Raw genomic sequence first — 16601 nt, 5'->3', positions numbered from 1 at the left:
GCGTCGCGCCCCGGTCCGGTGACCGAGTAGCTCTCGGTGTGGCGGCCCGAGGCGCCGGTGTCGGTGCCGGTGACCTCGACGAGGCCGTCGCGGGTGAGCCGTTGGATCGTCTGGTACACCTGTCCGACGTTGACGGGCCAGGTGTCCCGGGTGCGGGTCTCGAAGTCGGACTTCAACTTCCCCACGCTCCTGGGTTGCTCGGCCAGGAGGCTGAGCAGGGCGAATTTGATGGACATCGCATGTTCCTCAGGTGTGAAGGTCGGTGCTTACTCGGTAAGTCACTAGGACCTTACCGGGTAACTTACTCGGTAAGCAAGGGGGTGCGACGCACCTCGGGCCTGAGCCCCCGCCCCGCCCTCAGTTCCGCAGACGCTCAGTCCCTCAGTCCCGCAGCCCTTCCTCGAGGATCGTCACGACGAGGTCCTGGACCTCGGGGTGCGCGGGCATCTCGTCGTGCCGCACCCGGCTGACCCCGTGGTCCTGCAGGAAGGCGTTCCACACCCGCGCCGGACCACCCGGACCGTCCCCGGAGTCCGGGGAAAGGAACGCCGTCTCGAAGGGCACGACGGTGGTGTCGTTGCGCGTGGCCAGGCACGAGTAGCGGATCCCCGGCCGCGTCTCCCGTCCTGTCGTCATCGTCTCGATCAGCGGCGACCCCACCACCTGCTGCATCCCCGCCGGCCCCATCATCTTGCTGACCACCGCCTCCGCCACACGCACCGTGGTCTCACTGGCGGTGATCACCGAGGCGAGCAGTCCGCGGACCGTGGTCCCGTGGTGCGGGGACGACAGGGACACCAGGTGGTGGACCTTGTCCGCCCCGTCCATCTCGTTGATCCAGTACCGGGCGATCAGTCCGCCCTGGGAGTGTCCCACGATGTCGAGCTTCTCCGCGCCCGTGGCGGCGAGGACCTGGTCGAGGTAGGCCGCGACGTCGCGTGCCGATGACAGGACGTCCTGCGTGCCGTGGACACCGTAGTCGGGTGCGAACACCACCCACCCCTTCTCCCGGAGGGAGACCACCAGGTTCTGCCACGCGTTCTTCGACGAGATCGTGCCGTGCAGCAGCACCACCGGGTACGGCCGTTCCGAGGTGGGGCGGGCGTGCCACAGGTCGTCGACGAAGCCCACGGAGTACTGGCGGGCGCCGATCGGCAGGGTGGCGCTCCCGCCGGGGAGCTGCGGGGTGCGGGGCAGCAGGCGGGCGGGAAACTCCAGGGTGTTGCGTACCCCGTCGGTGAACTGCGACAGCTGGTTGAGCAGCACTTTTCCCGGGGCGGCCTGGAACTGTTCCTGCTGCACCTGCTGGGCCTCGGCTCCGGCCTCGGCGATCGCCCTGGCGATCGACTCGATCTCGTCTTCCATCAGAGGGCGCCGAGGTCGACTCCACGGTCCCGGAGGCCGGCGCGGATCTTCTCGGCGGCCTCGTCCATCCTGTCCGGGTCGGTGTCGTTCATCCCGAGTGCCGTGGACAGGTCGTAGCCGGACATGTCGGCGGCGGGGAAGACGTGGATGTGTGCGTGGGGGACCTCGAAGCCGGCGATGAGGTAGCCGGCGCGGGGGACGTCGAACCGGTCGACGATGGCTGCCCCGACGTGCTGTGCGACCTCGTTGAGGTGCGCCCAGAGCGACGGCTCCAGGTCGGTCCACCGGTCGACCTCCTCCACCGGCACGACCAGGGTGTGACCGTAGGCCACCGGCTCGATGGTGAGGAATGCGGCGACGGTCTCGTCCCGGTAGACGAAACGGCCGGGGAGGTCGCCGGAGATGATGCTGCTGAATACGGAAGCCATGCCGTCGATGGTAGCGGCTAAACTGGACAGCCATGCGCACACTCGTCATCGGCAACGGAGCCCGCGAACACGCCCTGGCCTATTCACTGTCCACTGATCCCGAGGTCAGCGAGGTGCACGTCGCACCCGGCAACCCCGGTCTGGCGGGGGTCGCCGCACTGCACCCGGGAGTCAGGGGGGACGACGCGGAAGCGGTCGTCGCCCTCGCCCGGGAACTGTCGGCGGAACTGGTCGTCATCGGACCGGAGATCCCCCTTGTCGCGGGGGTGGCGGACGCCCTGCGTGAGGCGGGGTTCGCCGTGTTCGGCCCGTCGGCCGCCGCGGCACGCATCGAGGGGTCCAAGGCCTTCGCCAAGGAGGTCATGGCAGCGGCGGGTGTGAGGACCGCCCATGCGGAGTCCGTCCAGCCCGGCGCCTCGGAGGAGGAGATCGCCGCGGCGGTCGACCGGTTCGGCCCGATGTGGGTCGTGAAGGACGACGGGCTGGCCGGCGGCAAGGGCGTCGTCGTCACCCCGGAGCGCGACGCCGCGCTGGAGCACGTCCGCCACGTCCACTCCGCCGGCAACCCGGTGCTGCTGGAGAGCTTCCTCGACGGCCCGGAGGTCTCCCTGTTCTGCCTGGTGGACGGTGAGACCGTGGTGCCGCTGCTCCCCGCGCAGGACCACAAGCGGGTCGGCGACAACGACGAGGGCCCGAACACCGGCGGCATGGGGGCCTACACTCCGCTGCCGTGGCTTCCGCAGGACGGTGTGCAGACCATCGTCGACGAGGTCGTCGCCCCGGTGGCGGCGCAGATGGTCAAGGAGGGCTGCCCGTTCTCCGGCCTGCTGTACGCGGGCCTGGCGTGGGGTGCGGACGGCCCTGCCGTCGTGGAGTTCAACTGCCGCTTCGGCGACCCGGAGACCCAGGCGGTGCTCGACCTGCTGACCACCCCGCTGGGCGGGGTGCTCAAGGCGGTGGCCACCGGCACGCTGGACCGGCTCCCGCCGCTGGAGTGGCAGGACGGGTACGCGGTCACCGTGGTGCTCGCCGCGGAGAACTACCCGGCGTCCCCGGTCACCGGTGTGGAGATCACCGGCGCCTCCGCCGGTGACGAGGCCCGCGGTGTGCGTGCGGCCGGGGTCGCGGAGCAGGACGGGGTGCTGGTGTCCGCCGGCGGCCGGGTGCTCAACGTGATCGGGAAGGGCGCGACACTGGAGGAGGCGCGCGCCGCCGCCTACGACGAGCTGGACCGGATCTCCCTGCCGGGCGGCCACTTCCGCACGGACATCGGCCTGGCCGCTGTCGAGGGGCGCATCACGGTTCCGGGGCGCTGAACCGGATAGTCTGGACGGATGACTGACACGATTCTCCGCCGTACCTGTGCCGCGCTGACGGCTGCCGGGCTGCTCCTCGGGGTGGCCGCCTGTTCCTCCGATGGCACCGACTCCACCGAGAGCTCAGACAACGCCGGCAGCGCCGGTAACGGTGACACGTCCGGCAGCGCTGTGTCCGACAATCCGGCGGACATGATGCTGACGGACTCCGACACCCCGGCCGGGTACGAGTGGAACAATGTCGCCGATGTCCTCGAGGACGGCAGTGACGACACCGCCGAGGAACTCCGCAACATCGCGGGATCGACCCGGACCGATCCTGAACAGTGCAGTGCCCTGGCGCCCCGGGCCGTCAGCATTCTGGCGACACTACAGGACAACCGGGACACCGCGGCCGCGGTCGAGTTCCTCCCCCAGGACGAGAACGATCCGGGTGTGATCAACGCGATGATCTCCACTGATCCGGAGAACACGGGGATGGCTCTGCCGGAGGACCTGTCCGAGTGCGCCTCGTTCACCCAGGGGTCGGACCTGGACCCGGACAGTCCCGTGGTGAACTACGAGACCGAGGTGTCCGATGCGGAGGTGGTCGGGGCAGAGGACGTCCACGTGATCACCGTGGTCAACGATTCCGATTCGCCGAGTGGCGACAACCCCGCTTCGGTTGTCGTGGGGCGTGTGGACAACGTGGTCTTCCGGGTCAACGCCAGCGGCGTGGAAGAACCCCAGCTGCTCCTCGATCTCGTGGACCGCCAGGTCGACCGTATCCGCGGCAACGACCCCGACGAGCACTGATAGCTACTGATGCCTGATGCCTGAAGGTCATGTGATCCACCGTCTGGCCCGCGACCTGTCCGCGCAGTTCGCCGGGAAGTCCGTGCACGTCTCGTCCCCGCAGGGGCGGTTCGCCACGGAGGCGGCGTCGCTGGACGGTGCGGTGTTCGCGGGAGCCGGGGCGTGGGGGAAGCACCTGTTCCTGCACTTCGGTGACGCCACCGTGCCGGACGCCCGGATCATCCACATCCACCTCGGCCTCATCGGAACCTTCTCCCTGGAACCGGTCGCCGAACCACGTGGCCAGGTCCGGCTGCGTGTCGACGACGGCGAGGTCGCCGCCGACCTGCGTGGCCCGCAACGGTGCGTGGTCATCGGCCCGGCGGAGGAGGACGCGGCGCTGGCGAAGTTGGGTGTCGACCCGCTGCGTCCCGTCGGAGGGGAGTCGGACGACGGGATCCTCAACGAGGAGAAGCGGCGGCGCGCCTTCGCACGGACACGGCGGTCGTCGAAGCCTGTCGGTGCACTGCTGATGGACCAGTCGATGTACGCGGGCGTGGGCAGCATCTACCGCACCGAGGCCCTGTTCCGCGCCGGGATCGACCCGAACCTGCCGGGTACCTCGCTCACCGACGGGGAGCTGCAGGAAATCTGGGACGACATGGTCGGCCTGATGGAGTACGGCCTGGAACACGGACGGATCGACACGGTTCGTGACGAGCACACGCCGGAGGCGATGGGACGCGAGCCGCGCAAGGACGACCACGGTGGTGAGGTCTACGTCTACCGTCGGGCCGGTCTGCCCTGTCTGGTCTGCGGGACGCCGGTGGAGGTGGGGGAGATGGCCGCGCGGAAGATCTACTGGTGCCCGGTCTGCCAGGCGGGACGGTGAGGGGGTCACGCGGGTCAGCGGGTACGACGGTGTCGTCCGTGGGTGAACGCGCGGGCGTCTCCCCGTAACCACGGTGGTCACTGCGGCCGCGGGTTGTGGGATACTGGGTGCCGTGGCTGACAAGAAAAAGATCTCGAATGTCCTGGCGAACCGCTACGCCTCCGCTGAACTCACCGCCATCTGGAGCCCTGAGGACAAGATCCTCATGGAGCGCCGGCTGTGGATAGCGGTGATGAGGGCCCAGAAGAACCTGGGGGTGGACATCGCCGACGAGGCGATCGCCGACTACGAGAAGGTCATCGGCACCATCGACCTGGACTCCATCGCCGAGCGTGAGAAGGTCACCCGGCACGACGTCAAGGCCCGCATCGAGGAGTTCAACGCGCTGGCAGGCCACGAGGACATCCACAAGGGGATGACCAGCCGGGACCTCACCGAGAACGTGGAACAGCTGCAGATCCACCGGTCGCTGACCATCGCCCGCGACAAGGCTGTCGCCGTCCTCGCCCAGATCGGGCGCCACGCGGCGGACTACAGGTCCCTGGTGATGGCGGGGCGTTCCCACAATGTCGCGGCACAGGCGACCACCCTGGGCAAGCGTTTCGCCTCCGCGGCGGATGAGCTGATGGTCGGCATCGAGCGCATCGAGAACCTCCTGGACCGCTACCCCCTGCGCGGGGTCAAGGGGCCGATGGGCACCAGCCAGGACATGCTGGACCTGCTCGGCGGTGACCCGGAGAAGCTGGCCTCACTCGAGCAGACCATCGCCGGGGAGCTCGGTTTCGCCCGGATCTTCGACTCCGTGGGCCAGGTGTACCCGCGTTCACTCGACTTCGACGCCCTGTCGGCGCTGGTGGAACTGGGCGCCTCGATGTCCTCGCTGTCGATGACGATCCGTCTGATGGCGGGCAATGAGACGGTCACTGAGGGGTTCAAGGAGGGGCAGGTCGGCTCGTCGGCCATGCCGCACAAGATGAACGCGCGGTCCTGTGAGCGTGTCGGGGGGTTGCAGATCATCCTCCGCGGCTACATGACCATGGCCTCTGACCTGGCAGGTTCCCAGTGGAACGAGGGGGACGTCTTCTGTTCGGTGGTGCGTCGTGTCGCCCTCCCGGACGCGTTCTTCGCCTTCGACGGCATGTGCGAGACCTTCCTCACGGTCCTCGACGAGTTCGGGGCCTTCCCGGCGATGATCGACCGGGAGCTCGAGCGCTACCTGCCGTTCCTGGCCACCACCCGCATCCTCATGGCTGCGGTGCGCGCCGGTGTGGGACGGGAGACCGCCCACGAGGTCATCAAGGAGAACGCTGTCGCGGTGGCACTGAACATGCGGGAGAACGGTGCCGACCAGGATCTCGTGCAGCGACTGGCGGCCGATGACCGGCTTCCGTTGGACGAGGACGCGTTGACGGCGGCGCTCGCTGACCGCCACGCGTTCATCGGGGCCGCGGAGGACCAGGTGGACCGCGTCCTGGTCCGGATCGGGGCCCTGGTCGACGCGCACCCGGACGCGGCGTCCTACCGTCCGGCCGAGATCCTCTGAGCTGGGCAGCAGGAACCTGCATACCTGGAGAAGAAGCTCCCCGGTGCCGTCAGGCCCGGGGAGCTTCTTCGGGGTCGACGTCGTGCACGGTGCTTTCGCCCATGACATCTACGAGAGCCCGGCGACCACCGCTGCGCCGGCGACGAGCGCAAAACCCAGTAGCACGGAGATGCGTGATTTCTTCGCGGTGATGAACTCCAGAATTGTGACGAGGACTGCGGAGGCTATACTTCCCACCACCAGAATGTCCGCACGTAAGGAGCTTGCGGAAAGCGATACCGCTCCGTAGAGAAAAATGAAACTCACTGCCGCGGACAGTGGTGCGGAGACGCGGCTCTCGTGGGCGCTTCTCGTGGAAAACTGGTCAGGTTCCATCAGGAGAAGTAGTCCTCTGTCCCCCGAGGGGTTGTATGGACGGCGGGCTCATTGTTGGTGACGGAGGGAAGGATTGCCACCGGCATTGCCACCGGCATTGTCACGGACAGGGCGACGGCCGGGATGTGGGTGGGTGCATGGAGCTTCACGGGGCAATCTCCTTCCGGTCGGATGCAGGTTTCTTCAGTGGCACCCGGGGGATGCTTGACGACAAGCTAGCATTCCCGAAAGATTTTGTCGCCCTTATCTTGTGGGCTGTCATTACGGTGGTCTCGGCCGGGGGTCCGGGTTTCCTCCCGGAAATATGAACCATGCGGCAGGTCGCTGGGCTTATGTAAAATGCGGGGAGTTTCAACCGGAGGATTATGAAAGTCTTCCGACTACGGCGGAGTGGGGGATTAGTGAGGGGTATTGGCATCCTACCGCCCGGCCGAGATCCTCTAGCCTCCGAGGACCTCGAGCAGCAGCCATCCGCCGAAGGCGGTGAGCAGCACGCCGGAGAGTGCGGTGACCACGGTGTTGAGACGGGGGCGTCCGACCAGGACCGAGCGGGCGAACAGGGCCACTCCGAAGTAGACGACCAGCACCTCGGCGATGAAGATGCCGCCGAGCAGCCCGGTCTGGGCGGTGGAGCTCCAGCCGTCGGGGGTGAGGTACTGCGGCAGGAGCACGAGCAGCATCAGCATCGCCTTCGGGTTGATGCCGCTGACCCCCATACCCCGCAGGTACAGGCGCAGCCCGTCGGTGCCGTCGGCGGGGGCGTCGCCGTCGGTGAGCAGTGGCGTCCCGTCGGCGCCCCGCAGGTCGCGCAGGGTGCTCACTCCCAGGTAGATGATGTAGCAGGCACCGACGAACGTCACGACGGTGAGGATGTCGGGGTGTGTCGACACCAGGGCGCCGACGCCCACCGCGACGGCGGCGACGAGCAGGACGTATCCGCTGGCGAGGCCGAGCACAGGTGGGACGACTGACCGGCTGCGGGCGCCGGTGGTGATCACGTAGGCCCAGTCGGCGCCGGGCATCATGGTCAGTAGTGCGGACGTGACGGCGAACTGCAGGACCAGAGAAGCTTCCATGCCATGGGATCTTATTGCAGGTCAGGCCGAATGTGTTTCGAAGTTTCGGTGCATACGGCGGTGGTTGTGGGATAATGTTCGCCATGGACGCGATAGACCGGAAAATTATCTCACTGCTCCAGGATGACGGGCGGATGAGCGTCACCGACCTCGCCGACCACGCCCGGTTGAGCGTGTCGACCTGCCACCGTCGGCTGCGCGACCTCGAGAACACCGGGGTGATCCGGGGATACCACGCGGCGGTGGACCCCGGGGCGCTCGGGCTGGCCTTCGAGGCGCTGGTCATGGTGACGATGGGCAGGACGGACCAGGCCACCGTCGCCGCCTTCGAGGAGGCGGTCACCGACGAGCCAGCCATCGTCTCCGCCGAGCGTCTGTTCGGGGAGACCGACTACATCCTGCGCACACTGACCAGGGACATGACCGGCTTCCAGGAGCTCTACGACGCCGTCCTCGGCACCCTCCCCGGGGTGGAACGGCTGAACTCCACGATGGTGATGAAGAGGGTCGTGGACGGGTCCCGCGGACCCGTCCTGTGAGGTGGGCGGCCCGGCCGCCTATTCCTCGGCTTCGTCCACGACGACGAGGAGGTCGCCGCCCTCGACCTTCGTCGGCTGGGTCATCACCACACGCGCGACGGTACCGGCGACCGGGGCGGTGATCGACGCCTCCATCTTCATCGCCTCGATCACCGCCACCGCATCCCCGGCGGCGACGGTGTCACCCACCGACGCGGTCACGGTGACCACACCGGCGAACGGCGCCGACACGTGCCCGGCCACCGACGGGTCGGCCTTCTCCGCCGCCGCGGTGACCGACTCCACCGACCGGTCACGCACCCGCATCGGACGGATCTGCCCGTTGACCGTGCACACCACCTGACGCATACCCTTCTCATCGGGCTCACCGACAGCATCCAGGCGCACCACCATCGGCGGGTTACCCTTGATCCGCACCACCGTCTCCTCACCCTCGACCAGCCCGTAGAGGAACTGTCGGTCAGTCAGGATCGACACGTCACCGAAACTGCGGCGGTGCTCGTCGAACCCGGCGGTCTCCTTCGGGAACAGCAGCCGGCTCAACACACCACGACGCGACTGCCGGTCACCTTCGAGCAGTGCCTTGTCCTCGTCGGGCACCTCCACGGTGCGCGACCCGGTGTCCCCACGACCCTCCAGGGCGCGGCTACGCAACGGTTCAGGCCACCCACCCGGCGGGGTGCCCAGCTCCCCGCGCAGAAAGGCGACCACACTGGCGGGGATGTCGTAGCGCTGCGGGTCAGCGGCGAAGTCCGCCACACTCACCCCGGCACCGACCAGGTGCAGCGCCAGGTCGCCGACGACCTTCGACGAGGGGGTGACCTTGGTCGGACGGCCCAGCAGCTCATTGACCTCGGCGTAGGCCTGCTCAATCAACTCGAAGCGATCACCCAGCCCCAACGCGGTGGCCTGGGTGCGCAGGTTGGACAGCTGCCCGCCGGGGATCTCATGGCGGTACACCCGCCCGGTGGGCCCCGGCAGACCCGACTCGAAGGGACTGTACAGCGCGCGCACCGCCTCCCAGTACGGCTCCATCGAGTTCACCGCCTCCAGGCTGATCCCGGTGTCGCGTGGGGTGTGGGCGAACGCGGCGACGATCGCCGACAGTGACGGCTGCGAGGTCGTGCCCGCCAACGCGGCGGACGCACCGTCGACGGCGTCGACCCCGGCGGACGCCGCGGCGAGGTAGGTCGCCAACTGGCCACCGGCGGTGTCGTGGGTGTGCAGGTGCACCGGCAGGTCGAAGTTCTCCCGCAGCGCGGTGACCAGGGTTCTCGCCGCGGCCGGGCGCAGCAGCCCGGCCATGTCCTTGACCGCCAGCACATGGGCCCCGGACTCCACGATCCGCTCGGCCAGGCGCAGGTAGTAGTCCAGGGTGTAGAGGTCCTCACCGGGGTCGGACAGGTCCCCGGAGTAGGCCATGGCGACCTCGGCGACGGCGGTGCCGGTGGACAGCACCGCCTCGACGGCCGGGCGCATCTGGTCGACGTCGTTGAGCGCGTCGAAGATACGGAAGATGTCCACCCCGGACGCCGCGGCCTCGGCGACGAACCGGTCGGCCACGATGTCGGGGTAGGGGGTGTAGCCGACGGTGTTGCGCCCACGCAGCAGCATCTGGATGTTGGTGTTCGGCATCGCCGCACGCAACTGGTCGAGCCGGTCCCAGGGGTCCTCGTGCAGGAACTGCAGGGCCACGTCGAACGTCGCCCCGCCCCAGGCCTCCACGGACAGCAGCCCCGGGGTCAGCCGGGCGACCGCGTCGGCGGCGTCGACCAGCGGGTTGGTGCGCACCCTGGTCGCCAACAACGACTGGTGGGCGTCACGGAAAGTCGTGTCGGTGACCCCCAACGCCTCGGCGTCGCGCAGCCGGCGGGCGAACCGCTGCGGCCCGAGGTCACGCAGCAGGTCACGCGACCCACGCGGCAACGACTCGGCCGCGTCACCACGACGGGGCCCGCCGGGGTGACGGGCGTTGTTCACCGGCACCACCTCCGGCAGCTTACGGTAGGGCACCACCTCGGTCGGCAGCGCACCGTGAGGCTGGTTGACGGTGACGTCGGCCAGGTAGTCCAGGATCCGGCCCGGCTCATCATCGGCCGGCGGGGCCGACAGCAGGTGCGGGTGCTCGGCGATGAACGACGTGGCGATACGACGGTGACGGAAGTCGTCCTCACGCAGCATCGCGCGCAGGAAACCGATGTTGGTCGCCACCCCGGACACGGTGAACTCCGCCAGGGCGCGCTCGGCGCGGGCCACCGCCTGGGCGAAGTCCGCCCCACGGCAGGTCATCTTCACCAGCATCGAGTCGAAGTGGGCGGTGATCTCCCCGCCCAGACTCGCCGCACCGTCCAGACGCACACCCGCGCCACCGGGGGAACGGTAGGCGGTGACCGTGCCGGTGTCGGGGCGGAACCCGTTGGACGGGTCCTCGGTGGTGATCCGGCACTGCAGGGCCGCCCCGCGGGTGACGATGTCGTCCTGGCGCAGCCCCAGCTGCTCAAGGGTCGCCCCGGCGGCGATGTGCATCTGCGACTTCACCAGGTCAACCTGGGTCACCTCCTCGGTGACGGTGTGCTCGACCTGGATACGCGGGTTCATCTCGATGAACACGTGGTTGCCGTCCTCGTCGACGAGGAACTCCACGGTGCCGGCACCGGTGTAGTTGATCGACTCGCAGAACCGCACCGCATCAGCGCAGATCCGCTCACGCAGCACCGGGTCCAGGTGCTGGGCCGGGGCGATCTCCACGACCTTCTGGTGCCGGCGCTGCAGGGAACAGTCCCGCTCGTAGAGGTGCACCACCTCACCGGTGGCGTCACCGAGGATCTGCACCTCGATGTGCTGCGGGTTGATCACCGCACGCTCGATGTAGACCCGCGGGTCACCGAACGCGGCCTCGGCCTCACGCGAGGCCTCCGCGGCCCGGACAGCCAACTCCTCAGGGGAACCGACAAACCGCATACCACGACCGCCGCCACCGGCGACGGCCTTGACGAACAACGGGTAGTCCCGGCCCTCGGCGAAGGAGACCAGCTCGTCGATGTCGGCGCTGGGCGCGGAGTCGTCGAGGATCGGCAGGCCCGCGGCCTTGGCGGCCTCCACCGCGGCGGCCTTGTCACCGGTGAGGTCCAGGGTGTCGGGATCCGGGCCGATGAAGGTGATGCCGTTGTCCGCGGCGCGGCGGGCCAGGGTGGCGTTCTCCGACAGGAACCCGTAGCCGGGGTAGATCGCGTCGGCGCCGGTGGCCTTCGCCGCGCGGATGATCTCGTCGATGTCGAGGTAGGCCTTGACCGGTGAACCCTCGGTGCCGATGCGCACCGCCTCGGAGGCGAAGGAGCGGTGGAAGGAGTTGCGGTCTTCACGGGGGTAGACCGCGACGGTGGACGCCCCGGTCTCGAAGGCGGCGCGGAAGGCCCGCACCGCGATCTCGCCGCGGTTGGCGACCAGGATCTTGGAGAACGCGGGCAGTGGTGTCGTGGTGCCGGCGGGTACGGCGGGGTCGACGGGGTTCGCAGGGGCAGCCATGTGAGGCGTCCTTTCCGGGTGCTGTCGGGGTCAGTCAGAAATATGTGGTCAGACCAGTCTCAAAGGATACTGGTGATCCACGCCACTGTCGAGGGGTGGGGACAGACGGCGACGCGCCCGTGCCGACGGTGGAGACCGTCGGCACGGGCGCGTTCCGGACGAATTCCGGGCTGTGTCAGCGTCCGAGGTTGTCCGCGACCACGCGCTGCTCCTCGCCGTTGTAGGCGCTCAGCGGGCGGATCAGGGCGTTCGACTCGTTCTGCTCCACGATGTGGGCGGTCCAGCCGACCACGCGGGCCATCACGAAGATGGGGGTGAAGAACGGGATGTCGATGCCGAGCATGTAGTACGTCGGCCCGGCGGGGAAGTCGAGGTTCGGCAGGATGCCGGTGCGCTTCTCCATCGCGGCCTGCATGTTGTCGTACATCCGGACCCACTTCTCACCGTCGTGGTTGGCGGCGGTGCGTCGCATCGCCTTCTCCATCGACGGCACCCGCGAGTCGCCCTTCTTGTACACGCGGTGGCCGAAGCCCATGATCTTCTGCTTGTTGTCGGCCTTGTCCAGCACCCACTCCTCGGCCTTCTCCGGGTCGTCGACCTCGAGGAAGTTGTGCATCACGGCCTCGTTCGCGCCGCCGTGCAGCGCACCCTTCAGGGCTCCGATCGCACCGGTGACCGCGGAGTAGACGTCCGAGGTGGTGGACGTGATGACCCGGCCGGTGAAGGTGGAGGCGTTGAAGGAGTGCTCGGCGTAGAGGATCAGCGACTGGTCGAACGCCTTGACGTCGTCCATGTTGTTCGCCGGGGAGTCCGGGTCGTCCCCGAAACACATGTACAGGAAGTTCGAGGCGATGTCCCGGGTGCGCGACGGCGGGATGAACTCCAGGTTGCGCCGGCGACGCATGTCGTAGGCCACGATCACCGGTAGCTTGGCCAGCAGGCTCAGCCCGGTGCGGCGCACCGTGTCGGAACTGCTGTCCTCGTTCGTGACGTCCTGCGTGCCGAGCCAGCTCACCGCCGTGCGGACGACGTCCATCGGGTGGGCGGTCTTCGGCAGCGAGTTGATCAGGTCCAGCAGGCCACGGCTGACCGTGCGCAGCGCCCGCTCACGCTGGCCGAACTCCTGGTGCTCGCGCCAGGTGGGCAGCTCGCCGTTCCAGAGCAGGTAGGCCACGTCCTCGAAGCTGCAGTGCTCCACGAGCTCCTGCACCGGGTAGCCGCGGTAGGTCAGGGAGTTGGTCTCCGGGTTGACCTTGGACACGGCGGTGTAGTCGACGACGACGCCGTTGAGGCCCTTACGGATCTCGGGGTTGTTCTCGCTCATCAGGGATGGTCCTTTCAGTCGGTGGTGGCAACCGCGGTGGTGTGTGGCGGTGTGGGGTTCTAGTTCCCGTCCGGCCTCGTGTAGGTGAAGACGTTGTTGTCGAAGGCGTTGTACTCGCTGTAGCGAAGGAGCTCGTACAGCCGGGAACGGTGCTGCATCCGGTCGATCCACCCGGTCTGGGTGCCGGTCTCGGCGATGTCGGACAGCGCCGCCTCCACCTGGCCCATGGCGATGCGCAGGGTGGTCACCGGGTAGATCACGGCGTTGTAGCCGATGTCCTGCAGCGTCTGCGCGCTGAGCAGCTCGGTCTTGCCGAACTCGGTCATGTTCGCCAGTAGCGGGGTGTCGACCTCCGAGCGGAACTTCTCGAAGTCCGCCGGGGTGTGCAGCGCCTCGGTGAAGATCAGGTCGGCGCCGGCGTCGGCGTAGGCCTTCGCCCGCTCGATGGCGGAGTCGATGCCCTCGACACCCGCCGCGTCCGTGCGTGCGCAGATCACGAAGGAGTCGTCGCGACGCTCGTTGACCGCGGCGGTGATCCTGCGCAGCATCAGCTCGGTGGGGACGACCTCCTTGCCGTCGAGGTGGCCGCAGCGCTTCGGGTTCACCTGGTCCTCCAGGTGGCAGCCCGCCACTCCGGCGTCCTCGAGCTCGCTGACGGTGCGCGCGGCCGACATCGGCTCACCGAACCCGGTGTCCGCGTCGACCAGGACGGGCAGGTCCGTGGCCCGGGCGATCTGTCGGGAGCGTCCCGCCACCTCGGTGAGCGTGGTCAGTCCGATGTCCGGCAGCGCCAGGTCCGCGGCGACGACCGCCCCGGAGACGTAGACGCCGTCCAGCCCGGCCTCCTGGATGGCCCGGGCCACCAGGGGGGAGAACGCACCGGGGAGACGCTGGATCGTGCCTGAGGTCAACGCCTCGCGGAACGCCTTACGGCGATCGGTGGGGGTGACTGCGCTGGAGAACAGGCCCGGCATCTAGAACAGCCCCCCGGGGATCTTCGGTGCGCGGGCCAGCACGTCCTCGGAGAAGGTGACGGTCAGCTGGTTGAGGTCGCCGGGGCCCAGCTCCAGGGTGTTGGTCGCGGCCTCGAGGAAGCGGTCCTGCTCCTTCTCGTCGACCAGTCCGTCGGCCAGGGTCCGGAACTTGCCGATGTACTGCTCACGGGTGAACGGGTGCGCGCCCAGCGGGTGGGCGTCGGCGACGGCCAGCTCGTCCTCGAGGACCGTCCCGTCCTGCAGGGTGATCACGGCACGGGCACCGAAGGCCTTCTCGTCCGGGTCGGTGGAGTGGTAGCGGCGGGTCCACTCGGGGTCCTCGACGGTGCTGATCTTGTTCCACAGCTCGATGGTCTCCGGACGGTGGGCGCGCTCCGGGGAGTAGCTGCGCTCGTGGTGCCACTCGCCGTCCTCCAGTGCGACGGCGAAGATGTACATCACGGAGTGGTCCAGCGTCTCACGGGAGGCGTCCGGGTCGAACTTCTGCGGGTCGTTGGCACCGGTGCCGATCACGTAGTGGGTGTGGTGGCTGGTGTGCAGCACGACGGACTCGATGTCGGACAGGTCGTGTCCCTCGTCGCGGAGCTTCCGGCCCATCCGGCGGGCCAGGTCGATCGGCGCCTGGGACTGGTACTCCGCGGAGTGCTCCTTGGTGTAGGTGTCCAGGATGCCGCGCTTCTCCTCGCCGGCACCCGGCAGCGGGACGACGTACTCGGCGTCCTTGCCGTCCAGCATCCAGGCGATGACGCCGTCCTCGCCCTCCCAGATCGGTGACGGTGCACCCTCGCCGCGCATCGCACGGTCGACCGCCTCGATGGCCATCTTGCCGGCGAACGCCGGAGCGAAGGCCTTCCACGAGCTGATCAGGCCCTTGCGGGACTGACGGGTCGCGGTGGTGGTGTGCAGCGCCTGGCCGATCGCCTGGTAGATGGTCTCGGTGTCGAGCTCCAGCAGCGTGCCGATACCGGCGGCCACGGACGGGCCGAGGTGCGCGACGTGGTCGATCTTGTGCTCGTGCAGGCAGATGCCCTTGACCAGGTCCACCTGGATCTCGTAGCCGGTGACGATGCCGCGCACCAGCTCGGCGCCCGACAGGCCCTTGTGCTGGGCGGTCGCCAGGATCGGCGGGATGTTGTCGCCCGGGTGGGAGTACTCCGCGGCGAGGAAGGTGTCGTGGAAGTCGAGCTCACGCACGGCCGTGCCGTTGGCCAGCGCCGCCCACTCCGGGGAGTAGGTGCCGGGCACGCCGAAGACCGTCGCACCGGGGGAGTAGGGGTGGCTCAGGGCCTGGGAGCGTGCCGTCGACGGCGGGCGGCGCAGGACGGACGCGACGGCCACGGATGCGTTGTCGATGATGCGGTTGACCGCCATGTCGGCGGACTCCTGCGGGACGGCCACCGGGTCGGCCGCGACTTCGGCGACCTTCCAGGCCAGATGCTCCTTCTTCGGGAACTCTTCGGCGGAAGGGTGGACGCGGACGGTGTGCTTCTCCACGGGGTGGGACTCCTAGAGACTCGGGAACGTGACCGTGCCAGTGGCCCCAGGCGGCGCTGTGACTGCTGACACATGGTTGCGGCGTCCACTATGCCACCGTCACCGGAGGTAAATGTTCTGTTTCGGAAAGGGTGGGTGGGGCGGCCGGCCGCCCGTCACCCCCGGAGCCGTCCGGTACCTCTCCCGATACGGGCACGGTCGGGGGTGGTGGACGGGGCCGGTACACTCGGCGGCATGCGACGTCCCCCTCCGCTTCCGGTCCGCAGGGTGAAGGAGCTCGGTCTCCACCCGGCCGACCGGTCCGCCTGGCCGGCGACCGTCCCCGCGGTCAGGGACGTCCTGGACAACGGTCTCGACCTGTCACGTCTCACCGTGCTCGTCGGGGAGAACGGTTCGGGGAAGTCCACGCTGGTCGAGGCGGTCGCCGAGGCCTACGGGCTCAATCCTGAGGGTGGTACACGCAGTGCGATGCACTCCACCCAGAGGACGGAGTCCGGGTTGGCGGAGAACCTTACCCTGGTCCGTGAGGGAGGTGCCCCGAGGAAGGGTGTGTTCCTCCGCGCAGAGACCATGCACGGCCACTTCGCCTACCTCGACGGGATCGCGGGCACCGGGCGGCACAACTTCCAGAGCCACGGTGAATCCTTCCTCGAGTTCGTCACCGACCGGGCGGGGATCAGGGGGCTCTGGATCTTCGACGAGGCGGAGTCGGCCCTGTCCTTCAACGGGTGCCTGCTGCTGCTCGCCCGGATCGGCCGGCTCCTGGAGCAGGGTTCACAGGTGGTCCTGGCCACCCACTCGCCCCTGCTCGCCTCGGCGCCGGGTGCGGAGATACTGGAACTCGACGACACCGGGATCCACCGCAGAGAGTACGACGACCTGGCGCTGGTCCGCAACTGGCGTCGGTTCCTGAACGGCCCGGACAACGTCGTGCGGCACCTCTTCTGAGATCCGC

15 protein-coding genes are annotated in these 16601 nt (G+C 68.5%); 6 read left to right on the top strand and 9 right to left on the bottom strand.

Annotation, left to right across the window (positions count from 1 at the left end; all coding sequences use genetic code 11):
* From Q0A34_RS01155 to Q0A34_RS01145, 3 genes are all read right to left on the bottom strand, one after another.
* Nucleotides 1-236 (bottom strand): PadR family transcriptional regulator (locus Q0A34_RS01155; protein WP_291477654.1); only part of this gene is annotated, 236 nt, incomplete at its 3' end.
* A gap of 145 nt (nt 237-381) precedes the next feature.
* Entirely contained in the window at nt 382-1365 is a 984-nt protein-coding gene (locus tag Q0A34_RS01150) for a triacylglycerol lipase (RefSeq protein WP_291477653.1), read from the bottom strand.
* Nucleotides 1365-1793, bottom strand: a complete 429-nt coding sequence (locus tag Q0A34_RS01145) for an HIT family protein (RefSeq protein WP_291477650.1) — start codon at nt 1791-1793, stop codon at nt 1365-1367. The genes Q0A34_RS01150 and Q0A34_RS01145 overlap by 1 nt, the downstream gene beginning before the upstream one ends.
* Nucleotides 1794-1825: 32 nt before the next feature.
* Here Q0A34_RS01145 and purD point away from each other — a divergent pair, with 32 nt between their 5' ends.
* The 4 genes from purD to purB all read left to right on the top strand — a co-directional run bounded on the left by purD (nt 1826) and on the right by purB (nt 6318).
* Entirely contained in the window at nt 1826-3109 is a 1284-nt protein-coding gene (gene purD, locus Q0A34_RS01140; RefSeq protein ID WP_291477649.1) for a phosphoribosylamine--glycine ligase, read from the top strand.
* 18 nt (nt 3110-3127) lie between these two features.
* Complete coding sequence (locus tag Q0A34_RS01135) at nt 3128-3904, top strand: hypothetical protein (RefSeq protein ID WP_291477647.1); 777 nt, start codon at nt 3128-3130, stop codon at nt 3902-3904.
* A gap of 16 nt (nt 3905-3920) precedes the next feature.
* Nucleotides 3921-4775: a DNA-formamidopyrimidine glycosylase family protein gene (locus Q0A34_RS01130; protein ID WP_291477645.1), complete on the top strand. Its 855-nt coding sequence runs from the start codon at nt 3921-3923 to the stop codon at nt 4773-4775.
* Nucleotides 4776-4887: 112 nt separating this feature from the next.
* Nucleotides 4888-6318 carry an adenylosuccinate lyase gene (gene purB / locus Q0A34_RS01125; protein WP_291477642.1) on the top strand — a complete coding sequence of 477 codons (1431 nt, stop codon included), beginning with the start codon at nt 4888-4890 and terminating at the stop codon, nt 6316-6318.
* A gap of 108 nt (nt 6319-6426) precedes the next feature.
* Here the strand turns inward: purB and Q0A34_RS01120 are convergent, their stop codons facing one another.
* Both Q0A34_RS01120 and Q0A34_RS01115 read right to left on the bottom strand, forming a co-directional pair.
* Complete coding sequence (locus tag Q0A34_RS01120) at nt 6427-6693, bottom strand: hypothetical protein (RefSeq protein ID WP_291477640.1); 267 nt, start codon at nt 6691-6693, stop codon at nt 6427-6429.
* A 440-nt stretch (nt 6694-7133) separates the two neighbouring features.
* Entirely contained in the window at nt 7134-7769 is a 636-nt protein-coding gene (locus Q0A34_RS01115) for a LysE family translocator (protein ID WP_291477639.1), read from the bottom strand.
* Nucleotides 7770-7852: 83 nt separating this feature from the next.
* On the opposite strand from Q0A34_RS01115, the gene Q0A34_RS01110 reads away from it, so the two are divergent.
* Nucleotides 7853-8308, top strand: coding sequence for an Lrp/AsnC family transcriptional regulator (locus tag Q0A34_RS01110; protein WP_291477637.1), 456 nt, complete (start codon nt 7853-7855; stop codon nt 8306-8308).
* Nucleotides 8309-8326: 18 nt separating this feature from the next.
* Here the strand turns inward: Q0A34_RS01110 and Q0A34_RS01105 are convergent, their stop codons facing one another.
* The 4 genes from Q0A34_RS01105 to prpD form a co-directional block, all read right to left on the bottom strand.
* Nucleotides 8327-11833, bottom strand: coding sequence for a pyruvate carboxylase (locus tag Q0A34_RS01105; protein ID WP_291477635.1), 3507 nt, complete (start codon nt 11831-11833; stop codon nt 8327-8329).
* A 175-nt stretch (nt 11834-12008) separates the two neighbouring features.
* Nucleotides 12009-13157: a bifunctional 2-methylcitrate synthase/citrate synthase gene (locus Q0A34_RS01100; RefSeq protein ID WP_291477633.1), complete on the bottom strand. Its 1149-nt coding sequence runs from the start codon at nt 13155-13157 to the stop codon at nt 12009-12011.
* Nucleotides 13158-13216: 59 nt separating this feature from the next.
* Nucleotides 13217-14131 carry a methylisocitrate lyase gene (gene prpB / locus Q0A34_RS01095; RefSeq protein WP_291477631.1) on the bottom strand — a complete coding sequence of 305 codons (915 nt, stop codon included), beginning with the start codon at nt 14129-14131 and terminating at the stop codon, nt 13217-13219.
* On the bottom strand, nt 14132-15646 hold the full coding sequence (prpD, locus tag Q0A34_RS01090; RefSeq protein ID WP_291477629.1) for a 2-methylcitrate dehydratase PrpD: 1515 nt from the start codon (nt 15644-15646) through the stop codon (nt 14132-14134).
* A 234-nt stretch (nt 15647-15880) separates the two neighbouring features.
* Between prpD and Q0A34_RS01085 the strand changes: the two genes are divergently transcribed.
* Nucleotides 15881-16594, top strand: a complete 714-nt coding sequence (locus Q0A34_RS01085; protein ID WP_291477628.1) for an AAA family ATPase — start codon at nt 15881-15883, stop codon at nt 16592-16594.
* Nucleotides 16595-16601 lie beyond the last annotated feature (7 nt).

Source organism: Corynebacterium sp. (assembly GCF_022712195.1).
Classification (GTDB): Bacteria; Actinomycetota; Actinomycetes; order Mycobacteriales; family Mycobacteriaceae; genus Corynebacterium.
This window is presented reverse-complemented; position numbering and strand designations above follow the sequence as displayed.